We start from the raw sequence: 18,654 nt of genomic DNA on the forward strand, positions 1-18,654 counted from the left end.
AGATGAAGCCGTTATGTATAAAAAACCACTATAATAAGTTACTTGGCACAACCTTGGCCCAAAATAGGATAGACCAACAGCACCATGATTCAATTTGAACATGTTAGTAAACGTTACGACGAGGGCTTCGATGCACTCAAAGATGTCAGTTTTACCATTAATACCGGTGAAATGGCATTTTTAACAGGCCATTCAGGTGCCGGAAAAAGCACCTTGCTGAAATTGGTGATGCTGATGGAGCAGCCGACTGCAGGACACATTCAGGTGGGCGAGCAGATACTTAATCGGCTGGGGCGTCATGATATTCCCTATTTGCGCCGTTCCATTGGTGTGGTTTTTCAAAATCACCAGCTGCTATTTGATCGGTCAGTCTTTGATAATGTAGCCTTGCCTTTGAATATTTGTGGTTATTCGCCGGAAGATGCGGCCCGACGTGTGCGTGCTGCGTTAGATAAAGTGGGCTTGCTGAACAGAGAAAAAATGAACCCTTTGGCGCTTTCAAGCGGTGAGCAGCAGCGTGTGGGGATTGCCAGAGCTATCGTACATAAGCCCAAAGTTCTGTTGGCCGATGAGCCGACCGGTAACCTTGATCCTCAGCTATCAGCAGAGATCATGCGCTTGTTCGAACAGTTTAACCGAGTCGGCACAACTGTATTGATTGCCAGTCATGATCTGTCGTTGATCAGCAGTATGCGCCATAGGATGTTGACACTGAAGTCAGGGAGGTTGATTGCTGATGGATAAAAAAAGAGGTGCCGTACGTGTTCACCCTTCCCGGCCTGTCGCCCCCGTCGCTCCGCCAACGTCACGGCGAGGAGCCGAGCATCATAAGGTTGATCTGAAAGGGCACAGTGAAAGCTGGCTACGCAATCATAGTGCGGTAGGTAAAGCCGCACTAACAAAGCTGCTAGGCACGCCTTTGGCGACCATGATGACGGTTGCGGTGCTGGCCATTGCGCTTACATTGCCCGGTTTTCTTTTTACCGTATTGTCTAACGTGCAAAGTCTGACTCAGGGGTGGGAAGGTGAAACGCGTTTATCACTTTATTTAGACACATCGCTGGGTGACGAAGAGGCTGAGCGCTTCAGTCGTAGCTTGTTGTTACGCGATGATATTGCGGCGGTGGACTATATCAGCCGTAATCAGGGGATGCGCGAGTTTAAAAAATACTCAGGGTTTGGTGACGTGCTGGACGCATTAACAGATAACCCGTTGCCTGCCGTTGTGGTGTTGTTGCCACGTTCTCGTGCTGTGGCTGATCTGGGGCTAATGCGTGCCGGTTTCGAAGCGATGCCGGAAGTGAATGAAGCGGTTCTGGATCTGGAGTGGCTGCAGCGGTTGGATGCTATGCTGGCGGTGGCAAAGCGTGGCGTATTTGTGTTGGGGCTGTTGTTAGGGCTTGCTGTGCTTCTGGTGATCGGCAATACGATTAAAATGTCGATAGAAAGTCGCCGGGATGAAATTGTTGTCAGTAAGCTTGTCGGTGCAACTGATGCCTGGGTCAGGCGGCCTTTTTTGTACACAGGCGTTTGGTACGGACTATTGGGGGCGTTATGTGCCTGGTTAGTTATTCAGGTCGCTTGGTTGATGCTAGAAACACCGGCTCAGGAATTGGCTCAGCTTTACCGAAGCCAGTTTCAATTAACCGGATTAGGTGTTTCTGGTTCATCACTTTTGCTATTATCGAGTGTTCTACTAGGCTGGTTGGGTGCGTGGATAGCTGTCAGGCGTCATCTGCGTGATATAGAACCCAGATAATTCCCGGTTAACATAAAATTTTGATAACTTTTGAGCTGAAGATTATGCGAAGAAGGCTTTATCTTTAGGGGAACTATTTGTAAGATTCATGCTCTTATTTGTGGATTGTTGTGAATAAGTTGATTATACGACTCAAAACCGAGGTTAAGACTTAATGCGTAAAAGCTTAGAACTCATCGAACATATTACACCGGGACAAAACCTGGATGCTTATGTACAGACAATTAGCACTATTCCAGTGCTCAGCGTCGAGGAAGAGCGTGCGTTGGCTGAGCGTCTTTTTTATCAGGATGACCTGGAAGCAGCACGTCAGCTGGTTTTATCTCATCTGCGTTTTGTAGTACATATTGCGCGTAGCTATTCTGGATATGGTTTGCCGTTAGGCGATCTGGTTCAGGAAGGTAATGTGGGTCTTATGAAAGCAGTAAAACGTTTTGATCCGGGTATGGGTGTGCGCTTGGTCTCTTTTGCCGTGCACTGGATTAAAGCCGAAATGCATGAATATATCCTGCGTAACTGGAGAATCGTTAAAGTAGCAACCACCAAAGCGCAACGTAAACTCTTTTTTAATCTGCGTTCCAAGAAGAAAGGCCTGGGCTGGATGAATAGCGATGAAGTGACGGCTATCGCAGATGATTTGGGCGTTGATGAAAAGGTGGTTCGTCAGATGGAAGGCCGCATGGCCTCTGTTGATACCTCTTTTGATCTGAGCGGTAACGACGATGACGATGCAGCAGGGTATTTGGCGCCGGTTCAATATCTGGAAGATCATTCAGGTGATCCTGCCGAGCAGCTGGAAGCATCCAACTGGGAAGAAGATTCTCAGGCACGCCTGAGCGGCGCGATGGAGTCTTTGGACGATCGTAGCCGTGATATCCTGGCTCAGCGTTGGTTGATGGATGAAAAAGCGACTTTGCATCAGTTAGCGGCTAAATACAGCGTGTCGGCTGAAAGAATACGCCAACTGGAAAAAAACGCGATGAAAAAACTGAAAGCGGCTATTGGACACGACTTACAGCCAGCGTAACTTTTTTCGCAGTACTTTATTTATGTACTAAGGCCGCCTTTGGGCGGCTTTTTTGTTTTAGTCTATTGGCTATGTCTTAGAGCCGGGCAGTTAAACGATGCTATAATCCTGCCCTGATTGTTTAAGGTCGGTTTATTCAGGCGTAATGATGAAAATACATTGATGACATCACTATTATGAAAGCACAGTTTTATCTGGCTATGGCCGCCATCAGTGGTGCGTTAGCGGTCTCGATGGGGGCTTTTGCATCACACGGGCTTAAAGATATCTTAAGCACAAAACTGATGGCAGTGATGCAAACGGGTGTCCAGTATCAGTTTTATCACACCTTTGCGTTGTTACTGGTCGGACTGTTACTCAGGAAACAGGCTTCCGGGCTATTGAGTCTGAGTGCCGCGGCATTCCTCAGTGGTCTGTTGCTGTTTTGTGGCAGTTTGTACCTTCTGGCGTTTTCAGGGGTGCACTGGTTAGGTATAGTCACGCCACTGGGCGGACTTGCTTTTATCGTCGGTTGGTTATCGCTGGCAGGTTTTTTCTTGTTCAAAGACAGAGGTGACGTTTGATGGAACTTGAAGTCAACGGTGAAGTGACGCAGTTAGCAGAAGGCGCAAGCTTGCATGATCTGGTGATTAAACTGGATATCGTTGGGCAACGTATTGCGATCGAAGTGAATCAGGAAATTGTCCCCCGCAGCCAACATGCGCTACATCAGCTAAACGCTGGCGATAAGGTCGAAGTTGTCCATGCGATTGGTGGCGGTTAAGTCTACAGATGCATTTCTCTCTTATGAATAACACTAAGGATTGAGTACATGTCAGAGCAAAATGATGCGATGGTGATTGCGGGCAAACGTTATCTGTCACGCTTGTTGGTGGGGACCGGTAAGTATAAAGATATGCAAGAAACACGTCTGGCCATCGAAGCCAGCGGTGCAGAAATTGTCACCGTGGCGGTACGCCGTACCAATATTGGTCAGAATCCCGGTGAGCCTAATCTGCTGGATGTAATTACGCCTGATAAATACACCATACTGCCAAACACTGCAGGCTGTTATAGCGCAGAAGATGCCGTGCGTACCTGTCGTTTAGCGCGTGAATTGCTTGACGGACATGACTTGGTCAAGCTGGAAGTATTAGGCGATCAAAAAACACTATACCCGAACATAGTTGAAACGATTAAAGCGACCGAAACGCTGGTAAAAGACGGTTTTAAGGTGATGGTTTATACCAACGATGACCCGATAGTCGCTAAACAGCTTGAAGAGATGGGCTGTGTAGCCGTTATGCCTCTGGGGTCCTTGATCGGCTCTGGTCTGGGTATACTCAATCCGCATAACATCAAGTTGATTATGGAAGCGGCGAACGTGCCTGTTTTGGTCGATGCGGGTGTCGGCACGGCATCAGATGCTGCCATTGCTATGGAAATGGGCTGTGAAGGCGTATTGATGAACACCGCCATTGCCGGCGCGCGCAACCCGATTCTGATGGCGTCGGCAATGCGCAAAGCGATAGAAGCAGGCCGTGAAGCCTTTCTGGCTGGCCGCATGCCGCGAAAACGATATGCAAGTGCCTCATCTCCACTCGATGGCATTATTGGTTAAACACAACAGCAAATAGTGGTTGGTAATGATAGAAGAACAGAAGCATATGCGTACCGTGCGCAGTTTCGTAAAGCGCGCAGGCAGGACAACAGAAGGTCAGCAAAAAGCACTGGAAGATGTCTGGCCGGTCATGGGGCTGGAAGTTAAAAACGGCCCTGTCGTGTTTAGCGAAGTATTTGGTCGCGATGCACCTGTTGTGCTGGAGATTGGTTTTGGTATGGGAGACTCCCTGCTGGAAATGGCCCGTCGTGAGCCGGAAAAGAACTATATCGGTATAGAAGTGCATACGCCGGGCGTCGGGCGGCTGCTGAGTAATGCTAGCGATGAAGGCCTGACCAATATCCGTATTTTTGCGGAAGATGCGATAGAAGTACTGGCAAAGTGCATTCCTGATAATAGCCTGGATGTAGTGCAGTTGTTTTTCCCCGATCCGTGGCACAAAAAACGCCACCACAAACGCCGAATCGTACAGCCAGACTTTGCGCAGAACCTGCGTAAAAAGCTAAAAATCGGTGGCTACTTCCATATGGCGACAGACTGGGAGAATTACGCCGAGCACATGATGGATGTCATGAGTGCAGCTGAAGGCTACACCAATAAAATGGGTGAAGGCCAATACTCCCCTCAGCCAGAATGGCGGCCCGTGACTAAATTCCAGAAACGAGGCGAAAGGCTCGGGCATGGAATGTGGGATCTGATGTTCGAAAAAACAGAATAAAATGTAAGTGAAGCGGTTAGATATAAACAAGAGCTGTAGTTTTTATAACCTACGGCTCTTTTTTTATTAAAAGGGGCCAGATAAGGAATTTAAGCTCTCGCGTGTGTTACGTGTCGCCAAAGTCGACCGTCGATAGCGGATAAGCCCAGCGCAATCAGCGCCATTCCCACAAGATGGATAACCTCCAGGGACTCGTTGAGGAACAGTGAACCGAATAATATCGCTGAGACAGGAACCAGTAATGTGACTAACATCAGATTGGTGGCCCCTGCTGATGCCAATATTTTGAAATAGAGAACGTAGTGTCGAAGAACAATAAAGTTGTTAAGTAAACAATAAAGTTATTAAGTAAACAATAAAGTTATTAAGTAAACAATAAAGTTGTTAAGTAAATAAGAGATCAGCTCCATATATACCCTCTCGTTAATTCGATGCATTGCATGGAGTTAATGGGGGGAGTATTTCCAAGTTTCCTTAAACTTGCTTTTTCCCTTCCTTTGTCTGCGTCAGTGTTTAAAAGACTCTTCTTTATGCGTGTTATTTGACATAAATACTGGTCTAGATTGGCTAGGTTATCTGGTCAATTTCACGGTAACCGTGTATGTTTGAAATTAGTGTTTTCTTTTTATTTAACTCTTTGATAAATAATAAGAAGTTACAAGTAATTGAGCACTCGAAAAGTTTATGGCGCTTATTAGAAATACTCTGTTTATAGGGCTTCTTAAGCAAAATAACTTTTTATTAGGCACTCACATTAATGTTGATCAGGGAATTTAGGCCGGACGGCTAGATATTGTCTGTAAAGACAGAAGGAGAAAAGCAGAAACAGAATATTTAAATATAGAAATGAAAACCCAAAAACAGTGACCTATCTTCGGGCTCGCATATAAGAACTTCTTACTAGACATTCGAAGTCTCTCATTATGCCATTTGCCCGTCAAGGTTTTCTATTGCTTTAAAAAAGTGAGAACTTGATTATGGCTAGAACACGTGCAGATCTTATAAAACGAGCAGATAAGTGGATTAAGGAAGGCTTATCAGAACTTACAGGGCGTGATTACACTCCTTTTCTAACAGTCAGAGATGTTCCAAGTCTCGGGCGCCGACAAAGAGCAACCTCCTGGACCGTTGGTAGGCTTCATCATTTGCTATCGAATGGCGAATCAGACTACTTTTATTTAAGCGATTTTGATCCTGACATAATGGATATCAGAGAACAATATCCACTATTGCCCTATACAGAGACGCTGAGTATCGCTACTAAATTGGGGGTTAAGCATCCTTATATGCATGGGGAATTGCATATTATGACAACTGATTTCCTCTTAACAAGTAAGTCGGAAGGCTTAATCCCTGTTGCGATAAAGCTCTCAAAAGAGCTTGAAAAAAGAAGAACAATTGAAAAAATTGATATCGAACGCTCCTATTGGAAAAAAAGAGGACTGGAGTTAAAGATAGTTACAGAGCATGAACTTAATACTCTTAAAGCTGACGCCATTAAGTTTATTCATAAATATCGCTCAACAAAGGGGCTTAACCTTTGCCCCACATTGATCATAAATATTCAGCGGCAGCTTGAAAAACGGCATTCAAATCCATTCCAGTCAGCAGCAAAATTAGCCGACCAAGTTGATGACGACCTTCACTTAATAGATGGAACTTCGTTAGCAGTTATTCGCCATTTAATAGCCTCTACTAAGTGGCTCATTGATATGGATAACGGAATTGATACAACGAAGCCACTTGTTTTTAGAGGGTGAGGTGATGATAAAATTGACGAAAAATAACTTATTAGCATGGATGAATGATGATGAAGTGGATAGTAATTTAATTGATCGAGTTTGCTTTATAGATCAAGGATCAGATTCTGTCGGGCTTATTAATGTTGTAAATACAAAAGCCAATCCTCGAATCGAGTCTTATAAAGACATTATTGATCACTTGGAAAGTGGTGGGTTGCAAATATTATTGCAAGATCCTTATTTTCTTACAAATTTTAAGAGTGTGGTCTGTGTTATTGGAAGCACTGATCGAATTAATAAAAGAGCGGTAGCGGCGAAAGAGCGATATTCAATTATCGAAAAGAGTCTAAAATGTAATGAAATTGATTTGTTTATTCCTGGTGCTAGGTACACGTTAGTAAAGTCTATATCTGATCAACATCATGTAGCTATACCTACTATCTTAAAATATATCCGCAGATATTATCAGCAAGGAATGGTTTGGCAGGCGTTGTTTGATCAATACTTTCGATCTGGAGGAGCGGGGGAATCAAAAAAAACATATGAACTGAAGAGAGGGCGTCCATTATCGAGTGAAAATATACCGAATGAGGGCGTCGGCATTAATATTAATGAGAGTCTTAGGAAACAACTTCAGAGTGGATATAAAAAGCACCGAATAACTAAGAATAAAAAAATAATGAAAGCATATAAAGATACAATTAATGATTGTTTCTCTATATTAGTTACAGAAGGTGATGTAGTTAAAAAGGTATTACCTGATTCTGGTTTTTTTCCAACAATTAATCAATTCAAGTATTGGGGTGAGAAGAAATATAATAAAAGAATTTTTGCAGCTCACCAGGAAGGTCAAGGTAATTATAATCGGAATAATCGGCCTACTCTTGGCAGTGCGCGGGATACTTCAGGGCCAGGATCGGAGTACCAGATAGATGCAACAGGTGGATTAATTGAACTGGTATCAAGCAGAGACCGGTCAGTTCGCATTGGTAAAGCTGTCATATATGCTGTTCAGGATAATTATTCTCAATTAGTTGTTGGCTGGGTAGTCGCATTAGAGCACGCCAGCTATTACGTATTGTCTATGGCTTTAGAGCATGCATTCACAGATAAAACAGAATATTTCAAAAGGCTAGGAATTGAGTGTGATTCAGAATTCCTCCAAATAAGAACAGTTTGTTCAGGCTTGGCCACTGATGGTGGGTCGGAGTTAGTTGGTTATCAGTCGGATTTCTTGGCTCAAAAAGGTTTTTTGAACTTTGAAACTCTTCCTCCTGGAAGGCCTGATTGGAAGCCTTATATAGAGCGCTTCTTTGGTGAAATTAAAGCCTGGTTAGAGAGTATTCCGGGTGCGAGGAGGCGAGGCCCTGATCGCGGAGAGAAAGACCCTGCTGACTATGCTTGTTTAACCTTAGATGACTTCGAAAAAATAGTGGTGCATGAAATCATCAAGTTTAACTATGGGAAAAAAGTGTTAAATCATATCGATGAAGACGCACTCCTTGCCAAGGGTTTGGCGCCTACACCAATAAATTTTTGGAAATGGGGAGTCAAGAATCGAACAGGAGCTGGGCGGTCGTACAGTGAAGATGATATTAGAGAAGATTTGTTGCCTCGTAAACAAGTGTCTGCTGGTAGTTCCGGACTTCGTCTAAATTCATTGTACTATAGTAGTCCATCGGTTGAGAATAAAGGCTACTTCTGTCGGAATACTGGCAGTAAAAGTCCGAAATTTATACTTGCATATGATCCAAGGGATGTCTCTTTAGTTTACTTAGTAAATCCTCAAACTAATCGTTTTATTGAAAAGTGTCCATTAACAGCTACATTCGCCCATTATAAAGGAATGAGTTTGTGGGAAATTAAACGATTAAAAGACATGCATGCAGACATCCGTGCAACCGCTCATAAAGAGAGGTTAGAGCTAGATATTAATGTAGATGAAATGGTAGATGAATTAATAAAGGATGCTCTGGCGAAGCAATCATCAAATATAAAAAAACCAAAATATGATGAGGAGATTCGTTTTTCTGAACAAGAAGAAGAGCGTAAATCAGGTATCAAAACAGGCACACGATCTATTTCTCCAGAACCAAAATATGATGAACATTATATTCCTAGTGCGAGTCATAGTGATAGTTGGGAGGATGACTTATGATTCTTTTTTCGGAGGATGGCTTAGATATTATTGAAGCGTCATACAATGATGATGTAGCGCCTAACGCCAAAGGTAATCCTTTTATTGAATCCCTTCCTGTTTTTTCTGAACCTAATGAGATAGCTAAAAGGTTAAAATTAAAGCCTGATTATGATGAATCGTGGAGGCAATTGCCGGATCACCAACGTCTTCAAATGTTACCAATCGTTAAAGAGTTTTATTTCCCACTGAGCAGAGACATAGATAATGTTCAGAGAATTCAGAGTGAGATTAATTCTGTGTATCTGGGAAGAGCCCGTTCGGATTCAGGATATTTTAAGAAGCTTATAACAGGCCAAGATATATATTCTATCGGCTCTAACGCATACCGCCCTGCTCCTATGGCGGTCATAGGTAAATCGGGGATTGGTAAAACCTCGGCCGTTCAGCGCTGGAAGTCCCTGTATCCAATAGCAATTAGACACAGCAATTATAAAGGGATTTCATTTTGTACAACACAGGTTCCATGGGTACATGTTAACTGTCCTGCTGATGGAAGTTCGAAAAGTTTAGGAGATGAGTTTTTTTCATATCTAGATGTCATTTTAGGCACCCAATACTCTTCAAAATTTAAACGCGGTACTGCTAATGAAAAACTCGACAACATGGCCAGAATTGGTGCCATACATGGTGTCGCTGTATTGAGCATAGATAATACTGAAAACCTCGCAGGTGTAAATAATCTTCAGAAACAGCAGCTATTAAATTTTATTTATAATTTGGTTGAAAAAATGCGGGTTCTTATTTTGTTCGTGGGTACAGGTGACTGTTTAGAATTTATCGCAGGAGACATAAGGAAAGCAAGAAGGTTAACTGAAGGAGGGATATCTGAATGGGATTATTTGCCTGATCAAGATTGGAATAGGTACCTAAAAGCCATGTGGAAAATGCAATATACCCAAGATGAGACCGTGCTAACTACCGCTATTGCGCAGAAAATGCGCGAGCTATCATGGGGGTTGCCTGGTATAGCCGCACCACTTTATATATTAGTTCAGCAGCGAGCTATTAATGTCAGGTCGTATTATAAGCATGAGTGTATTACGGTGGATTTAATTGATTCGGTCTATAAGGATCACTTTACAGTGTTGGAAAAACAGATTGAGTGTGAGGAAGCAAGACAGCTTAAGTGCTTATTAAAGAAATCACAAAAGAATACACCATTACATAAAACCACTGGAGTTTCGGAACTGGCATCAGAAGAGCTTGAGACTGAAATCTTAGCCAAACCAAAGAAACTCGTTAAAAATTCGAAGCTTCTTGCTGCATGTGAAGCAAAAAATGAGAACGAGAGTAACTATGACATCCTCAAAAAATTAGGGTTTATCGACTCAAATTAAGAGGTGGGTTTATGATCAGTTTTTTTCCAGAAACCTTCTATGGTGAAGCCTTTATCAGTGTTATTGCTCGCTATCATGAAATGGCGGGCTACACCTCTGTCTCTTATACGCTCAATGACTGGTTTTCCACTAGTCATCTTAAATTATCAGCAGTGTTGCCTGCCGGATTGGAGGTACATTTAAGAAATAATCCTTGGCAAGCACCGCCAACAAACAGATTGCTTAGGGAGCACACAGCTTATCCATATTTCTCTGCTATCAGCTTTTCTGATATGAATATTTTATTGAAATCTATGCTTCAGTTCGATAGGCATATGAAAAGTCCGGTTAGCATTACATCAAAATGGATTGGTCGGATTCCCTTGCCTCAAGTCTATCGTTTTTGTCATGAGTGCGTATCGCGCGATAGGGAAATAAAGGGTATGTGTTATTGGCATACCTCCCATCAGTTACCGGGTGTACTTGTTTGCCCAGAACACAGAGTGATCTTGTCTTATTTTCCATCAGAGGCTTTACCTTCAAAATTAATATCTTTGGAGCGAGCACTGTCGCAGGATAAGCGCCCCTCAAAAATTTGTTTAGATTATGGATATTCAAAAGCGTTAGAGATTGCTGAGGACTCTTTTTATCTCCTGCGTAGCACGCCGAAGGCAGACCATGTTGTCGATATCATAAGAGAATGTTTTGCCTCTCAGCTACATGAAATGGGCTATCGGGTTGGTGAAGGGTTATTACATAAAAACAAAATAACTGAGCATTGGGAGCTCTCATATCCAACAGAATTTAGGGAAAGATTAGGCTTTTGCAAACACTTCTCGGGTAATCCTGTGCCTGTAATTAAAGCAGTCCTGGATGTTGGCAGCCGGCAACAACCGCATCCATTGTTAGTTCTTATGCTGTTACGAATGCTGGGTCGCTCTATACAAGAAATGTCTGAACTCCAGACAATGGGATGTGCGCCAAACGCAATGCAACCTAGTTATTGTATTAATTATCAGTGCCCAGACTTTGGATCTGTAATTGATATCGTCGAAGAACAGAAGAAAAGCATTGCGTATTGTCGATGCTGCGGAATGAAGTTTTTGAGGTCGGAGAAGCATCAAAAGCAGCACCTAATACTAGATCGAGGCGAGTTATGGTTAAGGGAATTAAGGCTTTTAATAGAAAGGGGTGACCCTTTGAAGCAAATCTCTAAAGTAATGCATGCCGCACCAGACACAATAAAGCGGATCGCCGTTGAGCAAGGAATAAAAATCCGCTGGAAACAGCTTGAGACCAGTAATGCTGAGATGATAACTCTGGCCCTATTAAAGCGTCGTAGGACGGCGTGGAATGAATTAAGGCAAAGATATAGGGGATCTGGTCGTACACGGCTTAGAAGCGAGGGGGCTGCCTTATGGAAATGGTTGTATCGCAATGATAGGAAGTGGCTGATCGAGCATTCCCCAGCTTATCAAAGAGAGTCTGTACTTGGAAAAGAGAAACGCTTTAACGATGAAGATAAACAATTGTGTCTTCGTTTGCTTGTATCGATGAGGCAACTTGATAACACGGCGGGTATGAAACCAAAACGGTATTCGAAGTCGTGGCTTGTTAATAGGCTGAATATGCCTAGGCTTGGAGCCAATACAACATTGGCCCACTATCCGAAACTGGTGCGTTTGATAAATCGTCTGGAAGAATCACAGGAACACTTTGTGCTTAGACGTATTGCGTGGTGCGAAAATGAATTTGTTGAAGAAGGCTTTATTCCTAACAAAACGGAGTTTTATAAACGTTTCGGGCTGAGTACAGACATTCGGTATTTATATGCAGATGAAATCTCATCGGCCCTGGTTAAGATAACTCAGCTAGTCAATTACAAGGGAAGGATTGCCGGATGATTGGTGCTATCCCAGCATTACTGCCTGATGAACTCCTGTGGAGTTTTTTTTCAAGATATAAGCAGATGTATGGTTATCAAAAAGACTCTGATGTTTTCTTTGATTTTCAGGGAAAAACTAGCCCCTTCATACATGCGAAAGTCGATGAATACTTTAACAACATAGTAGCACGCATGCCAAAAGGTTGGATTTCTTCCGGCAAGCACTTGGTTGAAGCTCACACAATAGCACCCTATTTTTTTGGTTGCATGACTGAGCATCAAAGGGCTCACCTTATAGGTAGCCTGAGACTCTATATGACAGGGTATAAGCAGGGACAGTACCGTGATAGTGGCATGATGTATTGCTCTCGCTGCGCTTTAGAAGATGAGGATAATTATGGATGTGTATATTGGCATAGAGAGCACCAATTGCCGAGTGTGTTTGTCTGCCGGATGCACCATGTTTTTCTAGAAAAAGTAGACTTTAAATCCAGTGCAGTTAATTTGATGGATCCTGTTAATACTGATGTCATCAAGTTTGAAAAAGATATTGAGCAGGCTAATGTTTCACATCAACTTTTACTGCGAATAGCCATTGATAGTGCCAGACTACTTACGTTAGATGCCGGAGACCTGGAGTTGGATTCGATAAAAACTAGCCTAGACAAACAGGCTATGAATCTTGGGTGCGGTGGTTATGGTGAATATGAAGGCAAGGCCTCTCATTTTAAAATATCTCGGTTGATTAAAAGATCATGCAGCGTTGAGATGCTTGAACTGTTTGGCTATAAAGGTTTAGAGGTTCCAAAAGCTAGCTTTATAGCTACCACAGTGAGGACTGCATACAAAAGCCCATTAAGTCTTCTGTTGACTGCTTATGCACTGGGTTTCTCGTTGGATGATCTATTGGCTATGAAAGAAGGTGTGCCGAAGCAGTTAGAGATGCTGCCTTGTGCGCTTGATGAGGGTGTGAAGTTACCCATTGAAGATATTTTATATCTGTCTGTGGATAAGCCGATAGAGCTACCAATAAGGCTTATTGAGAAGTTTTTCTCGAAAAAGTATTCCTCTGTTTAAGGGTAAGTTTGCAAGGTATTTGAATGTGAGATGCCGCTCATAAGGCACGTTAATAGTTATTAACGTGCCTAGATCAGAGCGAATGAATAGCTGATCGAACGTAATCCGGCCAAATTCAGGTCGATTCGTTTACTTCAGGGGATAATCTGCGAACACGACTGCTTACCGATGCTAAGTTCCGCGAGTTATTTAAAGTCTGTGATGCAGAAGGTAACTATCGTGTGTCAGTCCCCCCCCAGCTAAACATCCCTGAACAAGGCTTGCATCGCCTACTCCGGCCGGATAATCCCTGTCTATATGAAACACAACAGAGAGAGTCTGTGTCACCGGAGTACAAGTCTCAACGGTCTTAGCGACCTGACTCTTTGGAATATTGAGTTCGACGGAGGTTGGGGCGGCGTTACAGAAGTCTCAACGGTCTTAGCGACCTGACTCTTTGGAATATGGATGCGGATGCTGTGGGGGCGGCGTTGCAGGGTCTCAACGGTCTTAGCGACCTGACTCTTTGGAATAATGAAACATGGCATATACCAGTAGATGGAAATTTGTCTCAACGGTCTTAGCGACCTGACTCTTTGGAATTTGCATCAGCCGACTGGTCAAAACGAAAATACAGTCTCAACGGTCTTAGCGACCTGACTCTTTGGAATTAAAGATCCGCGCTAACCACGTACCCAACCGCAGTAAGTCTCAACGGTCTTAGCGACCTGACTCTTTGGAATTCAGTAACAGGAACGGCAATACAGGAATTATGCGGGTCTCAACGGTCTTAGCGACCTGACTCTTTGGAATTACGTGGCTGGCGCACGTGAGCTGTTCAAGCTTGGTCTCAACGGTCTTAGCGACCTGACTCTTTGGAATCCACCACGAGGTGGAACCCGAGCTTACCAAAAACAAAGTCTCAACGGTCTTAGCGACCTGACTCTTTGGAATGCAACAGCGTTAACCTCCCAGACAGGGGGGATGGAGTCTCAACGGTCTTAGCGACCTGACTCTTTGGAATAACATCACAGACAAGGGGGATGAGTGCGAGCGCTGTGGGGTCTCAACGGTCTTAGCGACCTGACTCTTTGGAATATGATGTTAAAGAGGAAGGACAGTTTTATCAGCGTCTCAACGGTCTTAGCGACCTGACTCTTTGGAATGGAGCTACCCGCTATTTTTGGACACCCTGGAATCAATGTCTCAACGGTCTTAGCGACCTGACTCTTTGGAATAAGGTGTACCTATGGCCATAGTCAAACCATCTCCAGAGTCTCAACGGTCTTAGCGACCTGACTCTTTGGAATTTCAAGCAATTCATCGACGGAACCGACACCGACACAGTAACGTCTCAACGGTCTTAGCGACCTGACTCTTTGGAATATGTTAGCTTCGGTGGAGAAACGTCCGTTCTCTTCGTCTCAACGGTCTTAGCGACCTGACTCTTTGGAATAGCGCTACATGCTACTTGAGGAAGGTGATGTTATGTCTCAACGGTCTTAGCGACCTGACTCTTTGGAATCGGCAACGTCGCGTTTTGCCAGGCTTCCGTTGAGGTCTCAACGGTCTTAGCGACCTGACTCTTTGGAATTAGAATCGTTGGCTGATGATGCCTCTAAGCTGACGTCTCAACGGTCTTAGCGACCTGACTCTTTGGAATTTTCAAAAGCCTGTGACTGCGCCCAGATCCGTTTGTCTCAACGGTCTTAGCGACCTGACTCTTTGGAATTGACAGCGGCGAACGCATCATGCCGGTAACTTCGGTCTCAACGGTCTTAGCGACCTGACTCTTTGGAATTGATGATGCTGAAAATTGCACCACTTGTGGTGACAAGTCTCAACGGTCTTAGCGACCTGACTCTTTGGAATCAGGCAGCAACGGTGCTTCGCCTGTACTAGTCACGTCTCAACGGTCTTAGCGACCTGACTCTTTGGAATACAAGGACCAATCGTGTTGCACGTAGGTCGCCGTCTCAACGGTCTTAGCGACCTGACTCTTTGGAATAGTACCTGCGTTTTTTTATAAAAAATAAGCAGTTATATTCCATATTCCGACGCCCTCAGTATATCCACAGAGTATGCTAACTAAATTACCCTAAAAGCTTGGGTTTTCCAATATAACTTGTTGTTAAATAAGTAATTGGCGCCCAAATGATATTGAGATCACAAACAAGTGAATTTAAGTCCATGTTGTTAAAGAGCAAACGGGTGTTATCCCGTCTTAAGTTCAAAATATTATAGTAGGATGGCGGCAGGGAAAACAGCGATAGGTTCACCCCATATGTCCCTCGATTTACTTCTGCTTTCTTTGTTTAGCCAGTAAAAATGTAAGCTGTCATCCTCAGTTACATAATTTTCGCATTGGTGGCATAAGCGTTGTAACTCTGCTTCATTTTTCAAACTAATCTCAAATACAGAGTGCTGTACGCGATCGCCGTAGGTAAGCAGCAAGTTGCCCAGTTTACGCCGTTTACGATCATTTTCTATATCAAAGCAGGCTAGATAAACTCTCATTGTTTTGGTCTCCACGCCTGGAATTTCTGTCCTGTTTTGCAACTTAATGCCAGAGACATGGCCTGATCTTTCATGCTATTGATTAAGCTGGGCGCTTTTTCTGATTGTCGTGTTAACTGAATGAGTAGTTCGTTTAATAATGTCTTTCTTGCTTCACTACTCATTTGGCAGCCTTGCACTGTTTCTGCAAATGCATCAGGCTTTATTTGTGCACGATTAATTAGGGTAAGCACCACACGCTCAACAATGTAACGGTAAGGCTCCATTAAATCTGACGATAGCGTTTTGTGAAGGCCTTTACTTTGATGGTAAGCGCCTTGCCATGGATAAAGTCCAACCACTCGGTTTATGCTGTCAACTAGGCTATAAAGGAAGCTGTAGCCTAATGAAAGCATAGCATTGACGGGGTCTTTTGGTGGCCTTCGGTTCCGGCCTTTAAAGTGCCATTCTGGCGCTAAATGTCGTTGTAGAAAGCCCCAAAGTAATTTCGCTGATTCCCCTTCATAGCCTCTAAGTTGATCAAGGTTATTGGTTCGGGAAATTTTGTCTGCGATACGCTGGTATTTGTCTAATTCGGTTGCCGTTTTATCTCGCCTCTGAATTAGCGCGTGTTGCCCTGCTAAACGCGCCCTGACTAATTCTCTGCTTATGTCTAAAGCGTTTGTTTCTTGCTGTAGGTATTGCATCTGCAATATCCAGAAATTTACACCGAGGTGGCTAGGTTCTTGGCCAGAAGCAACACCTTGGTAACGACCAAAATTGTTGGCGAAATGTATTGGAACGCCGTGTGTCATGGCTGCGCGCAAGGCCGGTGTTGTAATTTGATGAGGGCCCACTAACAGTACTGCTGTTAGCGAACTCCAGCAGTAGCTGCTCCTCTCGTCATACTGTTCTACGACCAAGCGTTTTTTCTCATTGAACAACATGGCGATATCGCCCGCTATGACTAAGATAGCCCCCAGAGATTCGCGTTCACCTATCTCCTCTTTGCGGGTTGCTTCATTCAGGGGTTTGTATACTTCGGCTAGCGCTTGTTCTTCCTTACGGTAGGCGCGAGTCGCTTCGATCGCATAACCGTCTATAAAGAGGTAACCTAAGTATCGAAACCCCGTTTCGGCGGTTACCACTCGAGTTTTTTCCATATTTATATTCAAGCCGTGTTCTTGCAGTGATGCTTGGATATCGGTTAGTGCAGCGCGTGCTTCTTTTTCTGTTTTAAAGAGTAAAACAAAATCATCGGCGTAACGAATGATATAGTGGCCTTTTTCAAGCATGTCCTGATCTAGGTCGTCGAGTAAAAGGTTTGCTAGCAGCGGACTGACCGGTGCACCCTGCGGTAACCCTTTAACGCGAATACGGCTATCAATTTCGTTTTCTTCGCGTTGGCAGGTGATCCACTGCATTAAGAGTGGTAGAAGTGGCTCATTCGGGAAAAGTAGTTGCAGGCGTTGTTCCAGGTTTTGCCAGCATACTGAATCAAAAAAACTTTCGATGTCGCTTTCTAATACCCAGCGATAACCTTGTTGGATATGGCGGTTGATTTCGTCACGGGCATTTAACCGGGAGTGCCCACGACGATAACCATAGCTGTGTTGCATCCATAGTTGATCTAGCGTGGGCCCTAAAATATCAGTTACTGCGCGTTGGAGAGTACGATCATGCCAACTGGGTATAGATAATAGGCGTGTACCGCCATCCTGTTTGTCTATCTCCAGAGGTTGCAGGGGGCTAGGGTGATAATCTTTCTTTGAGATCTGTTGTCGTTGTTTTTGTAACTGGGTCAAAAGATCAGACTTGGCTTGGGCATGTTCTTGGTCGGTATCTTCTTTATCAAAGCTACTTCTGCGCGTGTACATAAGCTCGCAAGCTTGTGCCAAATTTGAGTCTTCCAGTGACTTTTCAAGCAGGCTTTTTATAGCGCCAGGTCGCGGGTAGGTGGCTTCATTATACTCGTCTAATAGCTGGTATTGTCCCATACCAAAACTACGGTTTTGCCCTATGCCTGTGTACTGTCCGAAGACGACCAGGGCAAGCAGATCAGAGGGGAAGCCCGGATCTAAACTAATGTGAAGGTGTGCGAGTACGCCGCTGGCGTCTTTGCTTTTGGCGTAGCTGTGATCTATCCAGAAGGCCAGTGCTTTGTGAATTTTTGCCTCCGGCCAGGGTGCGCGTTGTAATCGCTCGCCCGTTCTGCGTTGGTAGAGGGTGATGAGGGTGTCGGTTATACGTTGAGTAACCAAAGACCAGGTGAGATGCGCTTTGTCACGACAGAAGCGTAGTTTACCTTTAGTGGTTTTTGCTCCTTGTATTGCTTGCTCTTTGTTTTCAACCTTGTCACGTACCAGACGAGCTGGGGTGGTAAAAGCCAGTTTAAAGAAGGGTTGTCTTGCCCACAGTGCTGTTTCCAGCCACAGGGCGTTTTCGTCAAAACAGGTCAACTCAGTAATATCCGTTACTGTGTGGCGTTCGAAGCTATCTTCGATGCTGATCAGTTTTAGATTATTGGCAAAGTGTTGAGGTTGTTTACTGACTTTAGCGCAATGTGGCAGTTTTTGAAGTTGCTGAAAAATAGCGTCGAGCAACGGCTCTCCTCCATGTAATACAGTTAGCCGTAAACGATAGCCGTCGTCCTTGTTGTACTGAATGTGGCCATTTTCTAGGGGTTCTACAACCAGATAGTCGCTGAAATTTTCGGGGCTTCCCGCTAGATTTCGTACCCAAGCATGTAGTGCAACATGGTGTAGAAACCCCGGCTGGCTGGCAGAGAGCCAGCGCAGGGTAACGATGCAGCTACGGAGGGGTAGTAGCGCTTGGATTAAAGGAAGGTTATGCAT

The 18,654-nt window shown here is 44.1% G+C and carries 15 protein-coding genes and 1 CRISPR repeat array; of the genes, 12 read left to right on the forward strand and 3 right to left on the reverse strand.

The window, feature by feature from the left end:
* Nucleotides 1–84 precede the first annotated feature (84 nt).
* The 7 genes from ftsE (at nt 85) to trmB (ending at nt 5,104) form a co-directional block, all read left to right on the forward strand.
* A complete protein-coding gene (gene ftsE / locus ABY436_RS00265) occupies nt 85–744 on the forward strand; it encodes a cell division ATP-binding protein FtsE (RefSeq protein WP_372737024.1) in 660 nt (219 codons plus the stop codon).
* The gene (gene ftsX / locus ABY436_RS00270) at nt 737–1,759 is read left to right on the forward strand and encodes a permease-like cell division protein FtsX (protein ID WP_372737025.1); all 1,023 of its coding nucleotides are present in this window, start codon (nt 737–739) and stop codon (nt 1,757–1,759) included. The genes ftsE and ftsX overlap by 8 nt, the downstream gene beginning before the upstream one ends.
* A gap of 154 nt (nt 1,760–1,913) precedes the next feature.
* On the forward strand, nt 1,914–2,786 hold the full coding sequence (gene rpoH / locus ABY436_RS00275; protein ID WP_372737026.1) for an RNA polymerase sigma factor RpoH: 873 nt from the start codon (nt 1,914–1,916) through the stop codon (nt 2,784–2,786).
* 176 nt (nt 2,787–2,962) lie between these two features.
* Entirely contained in the window at nt 2,963–3,349 is a 387-nt protein-coding gene (locus ABY436_RS00280) for a DUF423 domain-containing protein (RefSeq protein ID WP_372737027.1), read from the forward strand.
* Nucleotides 3,349–3,549 (forward strand): sulfur carrier protein ThiS, encoded by a 201-nt coding sequence (gene thiS / locus ABY436_RS00285; RefSeq protein ID WP_372737028.1) that lies wholly within the window; start codon nt 3,349–3,351, stop codon nt 3,547–3,549. The genes ABY436_RS00280 and thiS overlap by 1 nt, the downstream gene beginning before the upstream one ends.
* Nucleotides 3,550–3,597: 48 nt before the next feature.
* Entirely contained in the window at nt 3,598–4,386 is a 789-nt protein-coding gene (locus ABY436_RS00290) for a thiazole synthase (RefSeq protein WP_372737029.1), read from the forward strand.
* 25 nt (nt 4,387–4,411) lie between these two features.
* On the forward strand, nt 4,412–5,104 hold the full coding sequence (gene trmB, locus ABY436_RS00295; RefSeq protein ID WP_372737030.1) for a tRNA (guanosine(46)-N7)-methyltransferase TrmB: 693 nt from the start codon (nt 4,412–4,414) through the stop codon (nt 5,102–5,104).
* Nucleotides 5,105–5,193: 89 nt separating this feature from the next.
* Here trmB and ABY436_RS00300 read toward each other — a convergent pair whose 3' ends face one another.
* Complete coding sequence (locus ABY436_RS00300; protein WP_372737056.1) at nt 5,194–5,421, reverse strand: EamA family transporter; 228 nt, start codon at nt 5,419–5,421, stop codon at nt 5,194–5,196.
* A gap of 660 nt (nt 5,422–6,081) precedes the next feature.
* On the opposite strand from ABY436_RS00300, the gene ABY436_RS00305 reads away from it, so the two are divergent.
* The 5 genes from ABY436_RS00305 to ABY436_RS00325 are packed head-to-tail and all read left to right on the forward strand — an operon-like array spanning nt 6,082 to nt 13,324.
* The gene (locus ABY436_RS00305; protein WP_372737031.1) at nt 6,082–6,864 is read left to right on the forward strand and encodes a TnsA endonuclease N-terminal domain-containing protein; all 783 of its coding nucleotides are present in this window, start codon (nt 6,082–6,084) and stop codon (nt 6,862–6,864) included.
* Nucleotides 6,865–6,868: 4 nt separating this feature from the next.
* Nucleotides 6,869–9,004 carry a hypothetical protein gene (locus ABY436_RS00310; RefSeq protein WP_372737032.1) on the forward strand — a complete coding sequence of 712 codons (2,136 nt, stop codon included), beginning with the start codon at nt 6,869–6,871 and terminating at the stop codon, nt 9,002–9,004.
* Nucleotides 9,001–10,383 (forward strand): TniB family NTP-binding protein, encoded by a 1,383-nt coding sequence (locus tag ABY436_RS00315; protein WP_372737033.1) that lies wholly within the window; start codon nt 9,001–9,003, stop codon nt 10,381–10,383. Before ABY436_RS00310 ends, ABY436_RS00315 begins: the two co-directional genes overlap by 4 nt.
* A gap of 11 nt (nt 10,384–10,394) precedes the next feature.
* Nucleotides 10,395–12,266, forward strand: a complete 1,872-nt coding sequence (locus tag ABY436_RS00320) for a TnsD family Tn7-like transposition protein (RefSeq protein ID WP_372737034.1) — start codon at nt 10,395–10,397, stop codon at nt 12,264–12,266.
* Nucleotides 12,263–13,324: a TniQ family protein gene (locus ABY436_RS00325; RefSeq protein WP_372737035.1), complete on the forward strand. Its 1,062-nt coding sequence runs from the start codon at nt 12,263–12,265 to the stop codon at nt 13,322–13,324. The genes ABY436_RS00320 and ABY436_RS00325 overlap by 4 nt, the downstream gene beginning before the upstream one ends.
* Nucleotides 13,325–13,661: 337 nt before the next feature.
* A CRISPR array of direct repeats spans nt 13,662–15,311; the repeat unit is 35 nt; unit sequence GTCTCAACGGTCTTAGCGACCTGACTCTTTGGAAT.
* Between the two features lie 230 nt (nt 15,312–15,541).
* Here ABY436_RS00325 and cas2 read toward each other — a convergent pair.
* Together cas2 and cas1 are read right to left on the reverse strand one after the other, a co-directional pair.
* On the reverse strand, nt 15,542–15,820 hold the full coding sequence (gene cas2, locus ABY436_RS00330; RefSeq protein WP_372737036.1) for a CRISPR-associated endonuclease Cas2: 279 nt from the start codon (nt 15,818–15,820) through the stop codon (nt 15,542–15,544).
* Entirely contained in the window at nt 15,817–18,654 is a 2,838-nt protein-coding gene (gene cas1 / locus ABY436_RS00335; RefSeq protein WP_372737037.1) for a CRISPR-associated endonuclease Cas1, read from the reverse strand. The genes cas2 and cas1 overlap by 4 nt, the downstream gene beginning before the upstream one ends.

This window comes from Neptunomonas sp. (assembly GCF_041601355.1).
Classification (GTDB): Bacteria; Pseudomonadota; Gammaproteobacteria; order Pseudomonadales; family Balneatricaceae; genus Neptunomonas.

What these genes read in the sequence shown, in the direction of transcription:
- rpoH (WP_372737026.1), top strand. Translation starts at nt 1,914, where the DNA reads ATGCGTAAAAGCTTAGAACTCATCGAACATATTACACCGGGACAAAAC.
- ABY436_RS00325 (WP_372737035.1), top strand. Translation starts at nt 12,263, where the DNA reads ATGATTGGTGCTATCCCAGCATTACTGCCTGATGAACTCCTGTGGAGT.
- ftsX (WP_372737025.1), top strand. Translation starts at nt 737, where the DNA reads ATGGATAAAAAAAGAGGTGCCGTACGTGTTCACCCTTCCCGGCCTGTC.
- ABY436_RS00280 (WP_372737027.1), top strand. Translation starts at nt 2,963, where the DNA reads ATGAAAGCACAGTTTTATCTGGCTATGGCCGCCATCAGTGGTGCGTTA.
- trmB (WP_372737030.1), top strand. Translation starts at nt 4,412, where the DNA reads ATGATAGAAGAACAGAAGCATATGCGTACCGTGCGCAGTTTCGTAAAG.
- ABY436_RS00290 (WP_372737029.1), top strand. Translation starts at nt 3,598, where the DNA reads ATGTCAGAGCAAAATGATGCGATGGTGATTGCGGGCAAACGTTATCTG.
- cas2 (WP_372737036.1), bottom strand. Translation starts at nt 15,820, where the DNA reads ATGAGAGTTTATCTAGCCTGCTTTGATATAGAAAATGATCGTAAACGG.
- ABY436_RS00320 (WP_372737034.1), top strand. Translation starts at nt 10,395, where the DNA reads ATGATCAGTTTTTTTCCAGAAACCTTCTATGGTGAAGCCTTTATCAGT.
- ABY436_RS00305 (WP_372737031.1), top strand. Translation starts at nt 6,082, where the DNA reads ATGGCTAGAACACGTGCAGATCTTATAAAACGAGCAGATAAGTGGATT.
- ABY436_RS00315 (WP_372737033.1), top strand. Translation starts at nt 9,001, where the DNA reads ATGATTCTTTTTTCGGAGGATGGCTTAGATATTATTGAAGCGTCATAC.
- ABY436_RS00310 (WP_372737032.1), top strand. Translation starts at nt 6,869, where the DNA reads ATGATAAAATTGACGAAAAATAACTTATTAGCATGGATGAATGATGAT.
- thiS (WP_372737028.1), top strand. Translation starts at nt 3,349, where the DNA reads ATGGAACTTGAAGTCAACGGTGAAGTGACGCAGTTAGCAGAAGGCGCA.
- cas1 (WP_372737037.1), bottom strand. Translation starts at nt 18,654, where the DNA reads ATGCATAACCTTCCTTTAATCCAAGCGCTACTACCCCTCCGTAGCTGC.
- ftsE (WP_372737024.1), top strand. Translation starts at nt 85, where the DNA reads ATGATTCAATTTGAACATGTTAGTAAACGTTACGACGAGGGCTTCGAT.